At 62.6% G+C, this 16945-nt stretch carries 13 protein-coding genes and 1 pseudogene; all 14 read left to right on the top strand.

Annotated elements, in window-relative coordinates; genetic code table 11:
- Window position 1: 1 nt before the first annotated feature.
- Window positions 2-1333, top strand: a complete 1332-nt coding sequence (locus QCL65_RS10765) for an LLM class flavin-dependent oxidoreductase (RefSeq protein WP_407316205.1) — start codon at window positions 2-4, stop codon at window positions 1331-1333.
- Window positions 1334-1348: 15 nt separating this feature from the next.
- A complete protein-coding gene (locus QCL65_RS10760) occupies window positions 1349-2305 on the top strand; it encodes an aliphatic sulfonate ABC transporter substrate-binding protein (protein WP_407316791.1) in 957 nt (318 codons plus the stop codon).
- Window positions 2306-2421: 116 nt separating this feature from the next.
- Complete coding sequence (locus QCL65_RS10755; protein WP_407316204.1) at window positions 2422-3402, top strand: aliphatic sulfonate ABC transporter substrate-binding protein; 981 nt, start codon at window positions 2422-2424, stop codon at window positions 3400-3402.
- 4 nt (window positions 3403-3406) lie between these two features.
- A complete protein-coding gene (locus QCL65_RS10750; RefSeq protein ID WP_407316203.1) occupies window positions 3407-4246 on the top strand; it encodes an ABC transporter permease in 840 nt (279 codons plus the stop codon).
- A complete protein-coding gene (locus QCL65_RS10745) occupies window positions 4243-4974 on the top strand; it encodes an ABC transporter ATP-binding protein (RefSeq protein WP_407316202.1) in 732 nt (243 codons plus the stop codon). Before QCL65_RS10750 ends, QCL65_RS10745 begins: the two co-directional genes overlap by 4 nt.
- A gap of 141 nt (window positions 4975-5115) precedes the next feature.
- Complete coding sequence (locus QCL65_RS10740) at window positions 5116-6249, top strand: acyl-CoA dehydrogenase family protein (RefSeq protein ID WP_407316201.1); 1134 nt, start codon at window positions 5116-5118, stop codon at window positions 6247-6249.
- Between the two features lie 17 nt (window positions 6250-6266).
- A complete protein-coding gene (locus QCL65_RS10735) occupies window positions 6267-7061 on the top strand; it encodes a class II aldolase/adducin family protein (protein WP_407316200.1) in 795 nt (264 codons plus the stop codon).
- A 26-nt stretch (window positions 7062-7087) separates the two neighbouring features.
- Window positions 7088-8719, top strand: coding sequence for an ABC transporter substrate-binding protein (locus tag QCL65_RS10730; RefSeq protein ID WP_407316199.1), 1632 nt, complete (start codon window positions 7088-7090; stop codon window positions 8717-8719).
- Window positions 8716-9666 carry an ABC transporter permease gene (locus QCL65_RS10725; protein WP_407316198.1) on the top strand — a complete coding sequence of 317 codons (951 nt, stop codon included), beginning with the start codon at window positions 8716-8718 and terminating at the stop codon, window positions 9664-9666. The genes QCL65_RS10730 and QCL65_RS10725 overlap by 4 nt, the downstream gene beginning before the upstream one ends.
- Window positions 9667-9670: 4 nt before the next feature.
- Entirely contained in the window at window positions 9671-10588 is a 918-nt protein-coding gene (locus QCL65_RS10720; protein WP_407316197.1) for an ABC transporter permease, read from the top strand.
- Window positions 10585-11358: pseudogene (locus QCL65_RS10715) on the top strand (ABC transporter ATP-binding protein); the annotation flags it as partial. The gene QCL65_RS10720 and the pseudogene QCL65_RS10715, both read left to right, overlap by 4 nt.
- 39 nt (window positions 11359-11397) lie before the next feature.
- On the top strand, window positions 11398-12201 hold the full coding sequence (locus QCL65_RS10710; RefSeq protein ID WP_407316789.1) for an ABC transporter ATP-binding protein: 804 nt from the start codon (window positions 11398-11400) through the stop codon (window positions 12199-12201).
- Between the two features lie 416 nt (window positions 12202-12617).
- A complete protein-coding gene (locus QCL65_RS10705) occupies window positions 12618-13241 on the top strand; it encodes a response regulator (RefSeq protein WP_407316196.1) in 624 nt (207 codons plus the stop codon).
- Between the two features lie 8 nt (window positions 13242-13249).
- A complete protein-coding gene (locus QCL65_RS10700) occupies window positions 13250-16867 on the top strand; it encodes a transporter substrate-binding domain-containing protein (RefSeq protein ID WP_407316787.1) in 3618 nt (1205 codons plus the stop codon).
- Window positions 16868-16945: the final 78 nt, after the last annotated feature.

The following is a 16945-nucleotide window of genomic DNA, read 5'->3' as shown; positions in this document are numbered from 1 at the left end:
CATGACCACTCGCAATCGACAGATCAGCCTCGGCGCCTTTCTGATGGCCACCGGTCACCACGTCGCGGCCTGGCGTCATCCCCAGGTGCCCGCCGATGCCGGGCAAAACTTCAGCCATTACAAGCACCTGGCGCAAGTCGCCGAGGCAGCGAAATTCGACGCTTTGTTCATCGCCGACAGTATCGCCGCGCCAACCGAGCAGGCGGCCAGCGCGATGGCGCGCTCCGACCTGTTCGAGCCATTGACGCTGCTCTCGGCATTGAGCGCCGTGACCGAGCGTATCGGCCTGATCGCCACCGCCACCACCAGCTACAACGAGCCCTACCATGTGGCGCGCAAGTTCGCTTCCCTCGATCACTTGTCGGGCGGGCGCAGCGGCTGGAACTTGGTGACTTCGGATGCGGCGGCCGAAGCGCACAATTTTGGCCGCGCCGAACACTTCAGTCATGCCCAGCGCTATAGCCGCGCCCGTGAGTTCTATGAGGTCGTGACTGGGCTCTGGGACAGCTGGGACGACGACGCGTTTATCCGTGACAAAGCCACTGGGCAGTACTACCGGCCGGAAAAACGCCATGTACTTGATCACATCGGCGAACACTTTCAGGTGAAAGGCCCGCTCAATGTCGCCCGTTCGCCCCAAGGGCAACCGGTGGTGGTACAGGCAGGCTCTTCCGAGGCGGGCCAGGCACTGGCGGCAGAAACCGCTGAGGTGGTGTTTACCGCACAACCGTCGCTGGCCGCAGCGCAACAGTTTTATCGTGGCCTCAAGGCCCGCTTGGAGCGTTTCCAGCGTCAGCCCGAAGCCCTGAAAATCATGCCTGGGATGTTCGTGGTATTGGGTGCCAGCCAAGCCGAAGCTCAAGAGAAATTCGACGCCTTGCAAGCGCTAGTGCAACCGGAGGTGGGCATCGCTCTGCTGGGCCGTATGCTGGGCAACTTCGACCTTAGCGGCTACCCACCGGACCAGCCCCTGCCGCCGCTACCACTGACCGACAGCGGCCAACGCAGCCGCCAGGCGCTATTAACTCAGATGGCCGCGGCCGAGCAACTCACCCTGGCCCAACTGGGCCGCAAGATCGCCGGTGGCCGTGGCCATTACAGCTTGATCGGTACGCCAGCGCAGGTCGCGGATGAACTGCAGGCCTGGTTCGAAGAAGGCGCAGCCGATGGCTTCAATATTCTGCTACCGCACCTGCCCGCAGGCCTGGAGGACGTCGCCCGCTACCTGGTGCCTGAGCTGCAGCGCCGCGGGCTGTTCCGCCAGGATTACAGCGGCACCACCCTGCGTGACCACCTAGGCCTGGCCAAGCCGGCCCTACGCGTAAGAACCTGAATGAGAGCCCTAATGATGAAAGCCTACTTCCTGGCATTGCTGACACTCCTGCTCGCCCCTGTGGCGCTGGCCGCCGACCCTGCTCAGGTACGCATCGGTTATCAAAAGGGCTCAATAGCCCTGGTTCTGGCCAAAGAACACGGCCTGCTAGAGCGGCGCTTTGGCGGCACCGCCGTGCAGTGGATTGAGTTCCCGGCCGGGCCGCAGATGCTCGAAGCCCTCAACATTGGCGCCCTGGACGTGGCCTCGACCGGGGATATTGCGCCCCTGTTCGCCCAAGCGGCAGGCGCGGACCTCGCCTACATTGGCGCCGAACCTGCCAAGCCCCATGCCGAAACGGTGTTGGTCAAACGGGACAGCCCGCTGCGCACGACCGCTGACCTAAAAGGCAAAAAAGTGGCGTTTCAAAAGGGCTCCAGCTCCCACAATGTGGTCTTACGCGCCTTGAATGCGGCGGGTTTGAGCTATAAAGACATCCAGCCGGTGTACCTGACCCCCGCCGACGCCAGGGCGGCCTTCGAGCAGGGCAGCGTCGATGCCTGGGCTATCTGGGAACCCTATGCATCGCTGGCCCTGACCCAGGGGCAGGCGCGGCTGCTAGTAGACGGCTCCGGGCTGGGGTTATCCGGGCCGATCTATTCGGCGCGGCGCGAGTTCGCCAATGATTACCCCGCGTTCATCGAGGCATTACTGCAGACCCTCAGCAGCGCAGAAGCCCTGACCCGCAGCCAGCGCAGCGAAAGTGTGAAGATCCTCACACGTTCCATGGGCCTGCCTGAAAACGTGGTGGTTCGTTATATCGACAATCGCCCGGCCTCCCCCATCTCACCCGTGGGTCCAGAGGTCATCGCAGCGCAACAGGCCACGGCTGACCTGTTCTATCAGAACCATTTATTGCCAAAAGCGTTGACGGTGCAGCAAGCCGCCTGGAAAGCCCCGGAGCCCCTACCCGGCGGCGCCCGTCAGAAGTAAGCGATGGACATAAGCTAATACCTATTAGGTATTTATTCGTTCTTTTTTAGATCAATTAGCATCAGTCAACCTGCGGCATCTGCCAGCCTTGCTCTTCAAAAAAAGGAAATGTTCCCATGCACGCTCTGCTCCGTTTACCACGGCCGTTGCTGGCAGCTTTCGCCCTGTTCAGCGTCCTGGCCAGCCCTGGGGCCAGCGCGCAAGCACCGGCGCAATTGCGCCTGGACTACGCTTACTACTCCCCCACCAGCCTGGTGCTGCGCCACTTCGGTTGGCTGGAAAAAGCCTTGCCGCAGACCCAGGTGCAGTGGGTCCAAAGCCAGGGCAGTAACCGCTCCCTGGAATACCTTAACGGCGGCAGCATCGACTTCGCCTCCACCGCTGGCCTGGCGGCCGTGTTGAGCCGTGCCAATGGCAGCCCGATCAAGACCGTGTACATCGCCAGCCGCCCGGAGTGGACGGCCCTGGCCGTGGGCAAAGACTCGCCGATCAAGACCGTGGCCGACCTGAAGGGCAAGAAAATCGCCGCCACCAAAGGGACGGACCCTTACCTGTTTACCCTGCGTAGCCTGCAACAGGCCGGGTTGAACAAGGACGACGTGGAACTGGTTCACCTGCAGCATGCCGATGGCCGTACCGCGCTGGAGCGCGGCGATGTAGACGCCTGGGCCGGGCTTGACCCCCTGTTGGCTGCCAGCCAATTGCAGGCAGGCTCGCGGCTGATTTACCGCAATGTCGACTTCAACAGCTACGGCGTGATCAACGTGACGGAAAAGTTCGCCAAGGAGCAACCCGAAACTGTCGTCGAAGTGCTTAAAGCCTACGAACAGGCACGCACTTGGGCCCAGGCCCACCCTGACGAGCTGGCCGCTTTGCTGGCCAAAGAATCGGGCCTGCCTTTGGACGTGGCCAAGCTGCAGCTCTCGCGCACCGACTTTAGCGACGCCCAGCCAGGCTCCAAGCAGGTTCAAGCGCTAAAAGCCGCAGCGCCGATTCTGCTGGCCGAAGGCCTGGTGCGTAAGGGCGTAGACGTGGACCAGGTGGTGGATCAATTGATTGAGCCGCGCTTCAGCGCTCAGGTCATCGGGAGGCCTTGAACCCATGGCTGCGTCGCCCCAATCCCTCGCCTCAGGCACTGCAACGGCTGGCCAGCGCCGCTCCGGCCGCTGGCTCGCCCGCGGCAAAGGCCTGGTGCTGCCGGCCCTCATCATTTTGTTGCTAGAGCTGGTGGTGCGCATCGGTTGGCTGCCTGCCTACCAGATGCCAGCCCCCAGTGATGTCGCCCTGACCCTGCTTGATCTGGCACACGGCGCACTTGGCAAACACGTATTGGCCAGCCTCGGGCGGGTGCTGGCCGGCTTTGCCATTGGGGCCAGCCTAGCCCTGCTGTTTGCGGCCTGGGTAGGCCTTAGCCGGGAAGCCGAAGCCTACTTGGAACCTACCTTTGCTGGCCTGCGGGCCATCCCCAGCCTGGCCTGGGTGCCGCTATTGTTGCTCTGGCTGGGTATCGATGAAACCTCAAAGGTGGTGCTGATCGCCATCGGCGCGTTCTTTCCGGTGTACGTCAACGGCGTCGCCGCCATTCGCAATATCGATCGTAAACTGGTGGAAGTTGGCCAGATGTACCACTTCGGTGCGCGTCGGCTGACCCTGCGCATTCTTCTACCTGCGGCGCTCCCCGGCTTGTTTACCGGCTTGCGCAGCGGGCTGAGCATGGCCTGGATGTTTCTTGTAGCGGCCGAGTTGATTGCCGCCACCAAAGGCTTGGGCTATTTGCTCAGCGACGGCCGCGAAACCTCGCGCCCGGATATCGTGCTGGCGGCGATCCTGGCCCTGGCGGTGCTGGGGAAAATCTCCGATGGCCTGCTCGCCCGCCTGGAAAAACGCTGCGTGGCCTGGCGCGACACCTTCAGCGGCGACCACCCCAGGGGTGCCCAATGAGCGAAGCATTGCTGGCCCTGAACATTCGACGCAAACGCTTCGCTGCCAGCCTGGTGCTCAAGGACGCGCATCTGCGCTTGTACCCCGGCGAAGTGGTCAGCCTGCTGGGCCCCAGTGGCTGCGGTAAGAGCACACTCCTGCGCATCGCCGCCGGTCTCGAGCGCGACTACGAAGGCGAAGTCCAGGTCACCGATGAGCAGTTGGCGTTTGTGTTCCAGGAGCCGCGGCTGATGCCGTGGTTGAACGTAGAGCGCAACATAGGCTTTCACGATGACAGCGGCTATGATCGTGCCTGGGTCGCCCAGTTACTGGAAGAGGTGGGCCTGAGTGGCTTCGGCCAGGCCTTGCCCAAGGCATTGTCTGGGGGCATGGCGCAGCGGGTCGCCATCGCCCGCGGGCTCTATTCGCGCCCACGGGTATTGCTGCTCGACGAGCCCTTCAGTGCGGTGGACGCCTTTACCCGAATGAAGCTCCAGGCCCTGTTACTGGACCTCGCCCAGCGTCACCGCATCGCCCTGTTGCTGGTCACCCACGATATCGATGAAGCGCTGTACCTGAGTGACCGCGTATTGGTCATGGGCAACCGCCCGAGCGGCATCTGCGCTGAGATCGCCGTGGCCCTGGCGCACCCCCGCGACCGCGGCGCCGCGCAACTGGCCGCGCTGAAAACGCAGACCCTGGCGCAGTTGCACAATGCCGGTGCCCTAGCACCCGACGCAGCTTCATAAAATCAGAATATTGCATATTAAAAATATTTTATGATTCTAAAAACAAATAATTAGCTTAGAACAAAAAAGACTTTTACAGCGCTAACTCATAAGAATACGGTCTTAGGCAACCCTCGTCTGACCTCCGTTTATGAGCGCTTTATGACCCTTCCCTCTTGCGACCGAGCCCTCGCCGAGATTACCCAAGCCCTGGCCGCCACCGCTGAACAGGTCGACCTGCTAGGCCAGTTCCCTGCCGACAACTTCGCCTTACTGCACCGCCATGGCCTGCTGGCGCTGACCGTACCGCGTGCGCTGGGCGGCGCTGGCGCTGACTTGGCCCACGCGCGTCAGGTAGTGGCTGCGGTGGGCAAAGGTGAGCCGTCCACTGCGCTGATTCTGGTCATGCAATACCTGCAACACGTGCGCCTGCAGGACGACCCGCGTTGGCCTCGGCTGCTGCGTGAACGGCTGGCCCGTGAGGCTGTGATTGACGGTGCGCTGGTCAACGCGTTTCGCGTCGAGCCCGACCTTGGAACACCAGCCCGCGGCGGCTTGCCCGCCACCGTCGCACGACGCACCGCCGAGGGCTGGCGCCTGAGTGGGCGCAAGATCTACTCCACCGGCAGCTATGGCTTGACCTGGTTCGTGGTCTGGGCCCGCAGTGATGACGCCGACCCACTGGTGGGTAGCTACCTGGTGCACCGAGACAGCCCAGGGGTGCAGATCGTCGAAGACTGGGACCACCTGGGCATGCGCGCCACCTGCAGCCACGAAGTACGCTTTGACGACGTTCTGATCCCGCTGGAACACGCCGTGGGGGTCAGCCCGCTGAGCGCACCCAGGGCAGAACTGGACAACGACGCCCAACGCTGGATGGCAGTACTGCTGGCCAGCCTTTACGACGGCGTCGCCCAAGCTGCCCGCGACTGGCTGGTGACCTTTTTGCAGGAGCGCCGCCCGGCCAACCTGGGCGCGCCGCTAGCGAGCCTGGCGCGCTTTGAGGAGGTGGTCGGGCGCATCGACACCCTCTTATTCACCAATCGCACCCTGCTCGACGCCGCGGCGGCTGGTCAGGTCGCGGCGCAGCATGCCGGCCAAATCAAACACGTGGTCAGCAGCAACGCGATCCGCGCCGTGGAACTGGCGGTAGAAGCGGCGGGTAACCCTGGGCTGTCACGCCACAACCCCTTGCAGCGGCATTACCGCAACGTGCTGTGCAGCCGTATCCATACCCCCCAGGACGATGTCGTGCTCAGCCAGGCTGGCCGTGCGGCGTTCACCCACGTTCAATAACCACACTGGAGCCCACCATGAGTTCATTGTCGACACTGCCCGCCCCGGCCCACAACGTTCAACAACGGGTCAGCGCCGAAGAGTGGCAGGTGCGCGTCAAGCTCGCCGCCGCTTACCGCATGGCCGCGCTGTTTCGTTGGACCGACCATATCTACACCCATTTTTCGGCACGGGTACCCGGCCCCCACGAGCATTTTCTGATCAACGCCTTTGGCCTGCTGTTCGACGAAATCAGTGCCTCCAACCTGGTTAAAGTCGACGTCGACGGTACCGTGATCGACGACCCTCTGGGGCTGGGCATCAACCAGGCCGGCTACGTGATCCACAGCGCCATCCATCAGGCACGCCCGGATTTGCTGGCAGTGATGCACACCCATACCCGCGACGGCGCGGCGGTCTCAGCCCAGCGCGGCGGGTTGTTGCCACTGTCGCAACACGCCCTGGCGTATTACAGCCGCGTGGCCTACCACGACTACGAAGGCATCGCCCTGGACGTTGAAGAACAGCAACGCCTGGTCGCCAACCTCGGCAGCAGTAATATTTTGATCCTGCGCAACCACGGCCTGCTCACGGGCGGCGTCAGCGTCGAGCATGCGTTTCGCGAGCTGCATGGGTTGGAGCGCGCCTGCAATATTCAGATCGCCGCCCAGGCCGGTGGCAATGCCGACCTGCATTACGCCCCCGCTGCGGCCATCGACAAAGTCCGCCAGCAGTCGGCCCTGCAGGCCAGCGGCGATGGGCCCGGCATCGCCCGCCATTGGGACGCCCTGATCCGCCAATTGGATCGCCAAGGCCAAGGCTACGCCCAATAAACCTTCCGCGACCACGAGTATCCATCATGCACAGCTTGCGCTTGTTTACCCGGCTACTGGCCGCCTCGGCCGCCGCTCTGACCCTGCTGGGTTGCTCACCCGCGCAGCCAGACAGCACTGCCGACAAAACCTTGAAGATCGCGTTTTTCCGCGACAATACGACGTTGGTCAGCCTCAACCCGTTTCAGGTGTACTGGCTGGAGCATCGCGTGGTGCTGCGCAATGTGGTCGAGTCGCTGACCGACCAAGACCCCCAGAGCGGCGCGATCATCCCCTGGCTGGCCGAACGCTGGGAGGTCAGCGACAACGCCCTGGAATACACCTTCCATCTGCGTCACGACGTGACGTTCAGCAACGGCAGCCGTTTCGACGCCCACGCCGTGAAGACCGCTTACGACAGTAACAAAGCCTTTGCCAGCGAGCTGCCAAGCACCTTCGGCGCCACCTACCTGGCGGGCTACGATCACGCCCAAGTGCTGGACGACTTTACCGTCAAGCTAGTGCTGGCCAAGCCCAACGCCGGGTTTCTGCAGGCCACCTCGACCACCAACCTGGCCATCCTGGCACCGGAGTCTTACCAACTGACGGCCAAGCAACGGGCCCTGGGGGCGATCATTGGCACCGGGCCCTTCACCCTGCAGAGCTATACCCCGGAGATCGGCCTGCGCCTGGTCAAGCGCGCAGGTTACGCCTGGCCCTCAGCCAATGCGCAAAACCGCGGCGAAGCGCACCTGGAGGCGGTAGAGGTCAGCTATGTGCCGGAAGAAAGCGTACGTAACGGTCAGTTCCTGCAGGGCCAGGTGGACATTTTGTGGCCGCGCAATCCTTTCTCTGAGGTCGACCTAAAGCTGTTCCAGGCCAAGGGCGCGACTATTCAGAGCCGCTCATTGCCGGGCCCAGCCTTGAACCTATTCCCGAACACCCGGGGCTCGCGCATTCTCGCCGACCGCGACGTGCGCCTGGCGTTGCAGAAAGGCATCGACCGTAAGAGCTACGCGTCCACGGTCTATAACGCGCAATTTCCGGTGGTCGACAGCCTTTACGACGCCACCACACCGTTCTTCAAAAGCCAGGGCAGCAAGCTGGCCTATGACCCTGAAGGCGCCGAGCGCTTGCTCGCCCAGGCCGGCTGGCAAAAAGCCGAGGACGGCTATCGCTACAAGGCCGGCCAACGGTTGCAGCTGGTCTACAACCTGTCGCCGGCGGAGACCCCAGGCGACGTGCTGATCCAGGACCAACTGCGCAAGATCGGCATCGACCTCAAACTCAATGTGCTGACCACCGCCGAGTGGGCAGCGGCCAATGCGGCGGGTAACTACGACCTCACCTACAACTACATGACCCGCGCCGACCCGATCGTACTGCAAACCATCATCGATCCGCGCAGCGCTAATAGCTCCACCTTGGCCACTAACCTTTACGCAGCTGAAACCCTACCCAAGGCACTGGCCCTGTTCGACGCTGGCTTAACCGCCACCAGCAGCCCTCAGCGGGCCGAGGCCTACGGTCAGTTGCAAGACCTATTGATTGACGAAGGTTCGGCACTGCCCGTCTACGAGCGGGTGTGGCAGGCCGCAACCGCGGCCAAGGTACGCAATTTCCACTGGACCGCCGAGGGCTTCGCGCTGCTCAACGACATCGAGGTGCGAGCGCCATGAGCCGCTATGTCATGGGCCGTATCGGCCAGGCCTTGCTGGTGTTATGGGGCGCCTACAGCGTCACCTACTTCATTCTGTACCTGCTGCCCGGCGACACCCTGTCGATCATGCTCAGCGCCTCGGGGGTCGAGATCGACTCCCTCTCGGCCCAGGACTTGGCCAAGGCGAAAGCCTACTATGGGCTGGACCGCGGGCTGTTGGAACAGTACTTCGAGCTGCTTTGGGGTGCCCTGCGCGGTGATTTCGGCACCTCCCTAATGCTCAACCGACCCGTCAGCCAAGTGCTGCTCGAGCGCTTGCCACAGACCTTATCCCTGGCAGGCCTGGCCATCGTCCTTTCGCTGTCGGGCGGGATCGGCCTGGCCTATTTGAGTGCCTACGTGCGCTGGCGACCGCTCAAAATGCTCCTGGCGCGGCTGCCGGCGCTGGGGTTTTCCATCCCGGTGTTCTGGCTGGGCCTACTGTTTATCCAGGTCTTTGCGTTCAGCCTCGGTTGGTTCCCAGCGACCGGCAACCAAGGGTTCGCCAGCCTGGTTCTGCCCGCCGTAACCCTGGCGATCCCCAGCGCCGCCGTGTACGCCCAGGTGCTGCAACGGGGGTTCCAGCACGTATGGCGCGAACCTTACATCGCCACCGCCTATGCCAAGGGCCTGAGCCGCGCCCAGGTACAGGCCCGCCACGGCCTGAAAAACGCTGCGTTGCCGCTGCTCACCCTGGTGGGCCTGCAAGTGGGCAACACGGTGTCAGGGGCGGTGCTGGTGGAAACCATTTTTGCCCGCGCCGGCGTCGGCCGGTTGGCCCAGGAGGCGGTGTTGCGCCAGGACATCCCGGTGGTGTTGGCCATCGTCGCAGTTTCGGCGGCGGCTTTCGTGCTGGTCAACCTGATCGTCGACCTGCTCTACCCCGCGCTCGACCCGCGTATCGCCCACACACCCAAGGTCTCATAACGCCATGCCATTGCCCTATAGCCGCGTTGAATCCCTGCCGGCGCTGGAGCGCCAGGCCCCTACTCACCCCGCCCCCCTGTGGCAACGCCGCAGCCGCCTGCGCCGAGCCCTGGGGGCGACCGCGCCGCTGTTGCGCCGGCCCGGTTTTGTGCTGGCACTGCTGGTGCTCGGCTTTGCCTTGCTGGCAGCCTTGGCGCCCAACTTGCTCAGTTCATACGCCCCCTACACGACCGCGCCCATGGATAAACTCACGCCACCCAACGCGCAGCACTGGTTCGGCACCGATGAACTGGGCCGCGACCTGTATAGCCGTGTGGTGCATGGCGCCAGCTTGTCGGTGCAAGCCGCGTTGCTCGCGGTGGGCCTGGCTCTGGCGGGCGGCTTGAGCCTGGGCATCGTCGCGGGTTTTGCCGGGGGGCGGGTCGATGCCGCCATCATGCGCGTGGTGGATGTGTTGTTGGCGCTGCCGGGGTTGCTCCTGGCGCTGGCCATTGTGACCGCCATTGGCTTCGGCACGCTGCCGGTGGCCGTTGCGGTCGGTGCCGGAATTGTCCCAGGTTTTGCCCGCACCGCCCGCGCCGAGGTCATGCGGGTCAAGACGCTGCCCTACGTCGAAGCCGCGCGCCTGGGGGGAGCGAGTTGGACGCGCACCCTGTTGCGACACATTTTGCCGAACGCCTGGGGCCCGGTGGCAGTGCTGGCCACCCTGGACTTCGGCGCGGCGATTCTGGCGACCGCCGGCTTGAGTTTCCTGGGTTTCGGCGCCGCCCCGCCCGCTGCGGAATGGGGCACCCTGATCGCCAATGGCCGGCACTTTCTCATCACCGCACCGTGGGTCTCGCTACTGCCCGGGCTGTTTGTGGTGGCAGTGGTCTTTAGCCTCAACCATATCGCCCGGACCCTGGAGGAGCAGCAACGATGAGTACTCCGACGCCTTTGCTCGAACTGCAGAACCTGAGTGTGAACTACCGCGTCGAAGGCCAGGTACACACTGCCGTGCGCAGCGTTTCGTTCAGCGTCAGCCCTGGTGCAACCGTGGCGATCGTAGGCGAGTCCGGCTCGGGTAAATCGACGTTGGCCAATACCATTCTCGGCCTATTGGCCGATAACGCCGAGATCCGCGCGGGCCGGGTGCTGGTGCACGGGGAAGATGTCACCCAAGCGCCCGAGCGGGTCAGACGACGCATCCGCGGGAGCGTCATCGGCCTGGTACCCCAAGACCCCATGGTCAGCCTCAACCCGACCCAGCGTATCGGCCGGCAAATTGCCGAGGCCCTGCTCCAGGCCCGCGGTGGTCGCTATCGCGGCGTCGATGCAGACGTGATTGACCTGCTGCATCAGGTGGGTCTGGATCAGCCCGTGCAGCGAGCCCGTCAATACCCCCATGAACTGTCCGGGGGCATGCGCCAGCGCGTGTTGATCGCCATCGCACTGGCCGGTAACCCGCGCTTGATCGTGGCCGATGAGCCCACCAGCGCCTTGGATGTCACGGTCCAACGCAAGATTCTCGATCACTTGCAGGGTTTGGTGGCCGAACGCGGGATTGCCCTGTTGATCATCACCCATGACCTGGGCGTGGCCGCCGATCGCGCCGATCAAGTGCTGGTGATGAGCCAGGGTGAGGTGGTTGAACAGGGCCCGCCCCGGCGCATCTTGGTAGCGCCAACACATCCCTACACCCGCGCCCTGATTGCCGCCGCGCCGTTAGATGGGCTGAACCCGCGGCCGCCAGTGGTGACCACCGCAGTGCCGATACTGGCCTTCGAGGGGGTCGGCAAAACCTTCCGGCTGCCTTACGTCAAAGGCCAGGCTGGGGTGCACCAGGCCTTACAGGGGCTCGACTTGCAAGTCTACCCAGGGCAGACCCTGGCCATTGTCGGTGAGTCGGGCTCCGGCAAAAGCACGGCATTGCGCATCGCCCTGGGCCTGGAAAAACCTGATGTGGGGCGTGTCTGGTTTGCCGGACAAGACCTTACCCAACTCGACTGGCGCGGGTTCAGGCCCTTACGTCAACGCATGCAACTGGTCCAGCAAAACCCGTTCGCGGCGCTGGATCCCCGTTTCACGATCTTCGACAGCGTGGTCGAACCCCTGGTCTCGTTTGGTCTGCTCAAAGGTCGGGCACTGGAACACGCGGCACGCGAGCTGATGGACCGCGTGCATTTGCCCACCGCCTACCTCGATCGCCTGCCCCGGGAACTGTCGGGCGGGCAGCGCCAGCGGGTGGCGATTGCCCGCGCATTGGCTTTGCGACCCGACCTGCTGCTGCTCGATGAACCGGTCTCGGCGTTGGACGTTTCGGTGCAGGCGCAGATCCTCGACCTGCTCGAAGAGCTGCAACGCGAACTAGGCGTCGCCTATGTGCTGGTCTCCCACGACCTCGCGGTCGTGGCCAGCGTGGCGCATCAAGTACTGGTGTTGCGTCAGGGACAAACAGTGGAACACGGCACCGCAGAGCAGGTGTTGCGCGCACCCGCAGCGGATTACACCAGGGAACTGCTGCAGGCGGTGCCAGGGCGTGGGGTAGCGGCCTGATCCCAATAGGGCCGCGCTGACGGGCGGTTTCGTGGTTTCTGGGAAATTTGTGTTGTCGGGGTAAAAGATCGGGGGCAAGCCCCCTCCTACGGTTGGCGACATATTCGAGATATAAATATGTCGCCGCCCGTAGGAGGGGGCTCGCCCCCGAGCTCTAGGTTACGTTAACAATAGGCAATGATTATAGGAAAACTCCGATACACCCGCCCCCCAGCACAAACACCCTCCATTAAAAATAAACAAACACCGCCCTCCCCCGAGTAGAAACCCTCCTGTTAAAACATGTAGTGTTTAGTATTACTTTTGCCTGTAGGAAACTTCCGATAAATCTTTATACGGTGCTCAGTTCGTATGGGCCAAGACCGTTATCTAAGCTAAGGTGCGCGCTTTAATCACTCCTGCCACAGGGCATTATTATGAGTTCCGTATTGATAGTCGATGACCACCCCGCCATTCGCCTGGGGGTGCGGATACTGCTCGAAAACGACGGCTACACCGTCGTCGCCGAATGTGACAATGGCGTCGACGCCATGCAACTGGTGCGCGAACATCAACCGTCGCTGGTGATCCTCGACATTTGCATCCCCAAGTTGGACGGCCTCGAGGTCCTCACCCGTTTTAATAGTATGAACAGCGGCACTATGAAAATCCTTATACTGACCGCGCAAAGTCCGGAACTGTTTGCCGGGCGTTGCGTTCATTCCGGCGCGGCTGGTTATGTGCGCAAGAGCGAGGCAGCCACCGAACTCATGAGTGCGGTCAAGGCGGTACTGGCTGGCTATAATTATTTCCCTAGCCAAGCCTGGCAAGCCGAAAGCAACCAGCAGGCCGCCGAGACCGAACGGTTCAAATTAGTTAACGACCGCGAACTCATGGTGCTGCAACTTTTCGCCCAAGGCCGCAATAACAAAGAAATCGCCAATGGTATGTTCCTCAGCAATAAAACCGTCAGCACCTATAAAAAACGCCTGATGCAGAAACTGGGAGCCCGCTCCCTGGTGGAACTCATTGAGATGGCCAAAAGAAATGCCTTGGTGTGAGTGAACCCATGCAGCAGCGCACGTTAAGAATCGTGGCCTGGCTCGCCTTGCCATGGCTCGGCATCGGGCTGGCACTGGCCGACACGTCCGTCGCCGACCATTACGCTCTACTGGGGCGAACGACATTCAGCCACCTGCGCGTCGAGCTGTCCCCTGAGCAGGAGCAGTGGCTGCAACAGCGCCAGGCACTGGTCATAGGTACCTCCGCGCCAGACTACCCGCCCTTCGACCTGACCTTCAGCGGCCGCGACTATGAGGGGCTCACCCCGGACTACGCTGACCTTATCGGCAGAGCCCTGGGGCTGAGCGTGAAGGTCGCCCGCTTCGAAGACCGCGAGGCCGCCATCCAGGCATTGGTCGATGGCGAAATCGACCTGCTCGGCAGCGCCAACGGCTTCGAAGCGGCAAGCGCGCAACTGCTGCTCACGCAACCCTACGCCGTCGACCGCCCTGTATTGGTTAGCCGCAGCGATGAAACCCGAGCCCTCGATGGCGCCCTCGACGACCTGCGCTTGAGCATGGTCTACCACTATTTGCCGGAGGCGGAGGTCAAGGCCACGTATCCGGGCGCCAGCGTCACCCTCTACCCGTCGTTTCAAAGTGCCCTCAATGCCGTTGCCTTCGGCCAAGCGGACGTGTTTCTTGGCGACGCCATCTCTACCCACTACCTCATCGAAAAAGGCTATCTGAATAATATCCGCATGGCCCGCTTCGGCCAGCACCAGGCCGTGGGCTTTGGCTTCGCGGCCAATCAGGGCAATGCCCAATTGATCAGCATCATTGACCGCGTGCTACAGGCTATTCCCCCCAGCGTGCGAGACAACATCCTCAAACGCTGGAGCGCCGGCAGCGGCCCCTTGCTCACTGACCGCTCGCTGCAATTGAGCGAACGCGAGGAGCGTTGGCTGGCACAGCACCCGGTCCTGCGCGTGGTGGTGGACGAAAGCCTGGCGCCCTTGAGTTTTTTCGATGCGGACAACCGATTCCGCGGTATCAGCGCCGATGTGCTGGAACTTGTGCGCCTGCGCATAGGTGTCGACTTCCAGATCCAGCGCGCCGCCGGGCTGGGCAACCTGATCGAACAAATCGATAAAGGCGAAGCCGACCTGGTGGCGGCGATCAGCCCCAGCGAGGAGCGCCAAGACCAACTCGATTTCAGCCGCCCCTTCGTCAGCAACTCCCCCGTACTGCTGAGCCGCTCTGGCCCCGACAGCCCCCGTAGCCTGCAGCAGATGGCCGGTCTACGCCTGGGCATCACCCGCGGTGACCCGCTGGAGGAATACTTACGCCAACGCTACCCCGACATCGAACTGGTAGAAACCGAAGACAGCTTTAGCGCCCTCGACTTGCTTGCCCAGGGCCAGACCGACGGCGCGGTCAACTCGCTGATGATCGCTAACTACTTCCTGGCCTCACAATTGTTCAAAGACAAACTGGTGATTCGCGCCACCATCGGCAGCGAACCCGCCACTTTTGCCCTGGCCACGGCACGCCACACCAGCGAGCTGTCAGCGATCCTCGACAAAGCCCTGTTAAGCATCGCGCCTCAGGAGTTAGAAGCAATCAACAGCCGCTGGCGTGGCTACAGCCCACCGCCGGACACCTACTGGCGCAACTATCACCGACTTATCCGGCAGATCATCACGGGCGCTAGCGTATTGCTATTGATGAGTAGCGCATGGATTTTCTATATGCGTCGGCAGATCCGTCACCGTGTGCAGGCTGAGCGCGCCCTCAGCGACCAGGTCGAATTCATGGGCGCGCTGATCAATGGCACCCCTCACCCGATCTATGTCAGAAATCGCCAGGGCGTATTGCTGAGCTGCAACGAAAGTTACCTGCAGACCTTCAACGCCCGGCGCGACGACGTTATCGGCAAAGATGTCCTACAAGGCGCTCTGCCATGCATGGAACAGTCACGCACCTTCGACCAGGACTACCAGCAGGTCATGCGCGAAGGCACCCCGCTGATCATGGACCGGCCCCTGCGTATCGGCGCTCGGGAGTTCACCATCTACCACTGGATTCTGCCGTTTCACGACTCCTTGGGCGAAGTGCGCGGCATCATTGGCGGCTGGATCGACATCAGTGAACGCCGCCAACTGCTCGAAGACCTACGGGCCGCCAAAGACCAGGCCGACGCGGCCAACCGCGCGAAAAGCACGTTCCTGGCAACCATGAGCCACGAAATACGCACGCCTATGAACGCGGTGATCGGCATGCTCGAACTGGCCCTCAAACGCGCCGACCAAGGCTTGCCAGACCGCGCCGCGATTGAGGTCGCCCACGACTCGGCACGGGGGCTGCTGGACCTGATCGGCGATATCCTCGACATCGCCCGGATTGAATCCGGGCGTCTTAGCCTGTGCCCCGAACGGGTTCGCCTGCACGAGCTGATCGAATCCGTGGTGCGGGTGTTCGACGGCCTGGCGCGGCAGAAAAACCTCAACCTGATGCTGGCGCTCGCCCCAGCGGCAGATCGCGATGTGCTGGTCGACCCGCTGCGCCTCAAGCAGATCCTCAGCAACCTGATCAGCAACGCGATCAAATTTACCCAACAGGGCTGTATCACCATCAGCATTGAAGCTCAGCCCCTGGGCAACGGCGAGCGCCTGCAGGTGAAACTGCAGGTGGAAGATACCGGTATCGGTATCAGCGCAGCCGATCAGGCCCGCCTGTTCAAACCCTTCGCGCAGATCGGTTCGGCGGCGCAACCCGGCCATGGCGGCGCCGGGCTGGGGCTGGTGATCTCGCGCAGCTTGTGCGACATGATGGGCGCCTCGATGAGCCTGTTCAGCGAACCCGGCAAAGGCACCCGGATCGCCGTCGAAACCACACTGACCTGCCTGGAGGCATTGCCCGCCACCAGCACACCTGCCCAATGCTTGCCCCCTATCGCCCAACTCGACGTGCTGGTGGTCGACGACCACCCGGCCAACCGTTTGTTGATGACTCAACAGCTGGAGTACCTGGGCCTGTGTCCGGTTACCGCCAACGATGGGGTGGCCGGTTTGGATGCCTGGCGCCAGGAACCTTTCGATTTACTGATCGTAGACTGCAACATGCCCCACATGAATGGCTACGACCTGGCCCGAGCGGTACGCCAGGAAGAAGCCCAGCGATTGCGCGAACCCTGCGTGATCCTGGGCTACACCGCCAATGCCCAACCCGAGGAACGCGAGGCGTGCCAGCGCGCCGGCATGAACGATTGCCTGTTCAAGCCGGTGAGCCTGGCTGAACTGGGCGCGCACCTGAGCCGGGTGAAAAAGACCACCCCACGGATGCACGATATCCTCGCCGTGGAAGCGCTGAGCCAGTTGACGGGCAACGATTCGACCTTGATCCGCCGCCTGTTGGAGGAAGTCCAACGCGGTTGCGATGAAGACCGCGCGGCGCTGGCCGCCATGCCCCGGGACGACGCCAACGGGTTGGCATTACTGGCACACAAGATCAAAGGCGCGGCGCGTATCGTCAGGGCACACGCAGTTAGCTCGGCGTGTGAAGTGCTGGAAGCTGCCTGCCTGCAAGCCGACAGCGTCCATGACATCGAGTTTGCCCAACAGAACGTTCTGCAAGCTCTGGACGATTTGGCGCACGCGCTGCATCGGCATTTGGGCGACCCGTAGCCCGCGCGCGCACCGTACGAAAAAACTGGAGGTAAGGGACTGCCAATGCTCAGGTAGGTCGCGCCTGAGCATTGCACA

This window comes from Pseudomonas sp. nanlin1 (assembly GCF_045571515.1).
Classification (GTDB): domain Bacteria; phylum Pseudomonadota; class Gammaproteobacteria; order Pseudomonadales; family Pseudomonadaceae; genus Aquipseudomonas.
Note: the sequence above shows the minus strand (reverse complement) of the source record. Positions and strands in the feature narration are given on the sequence as shown.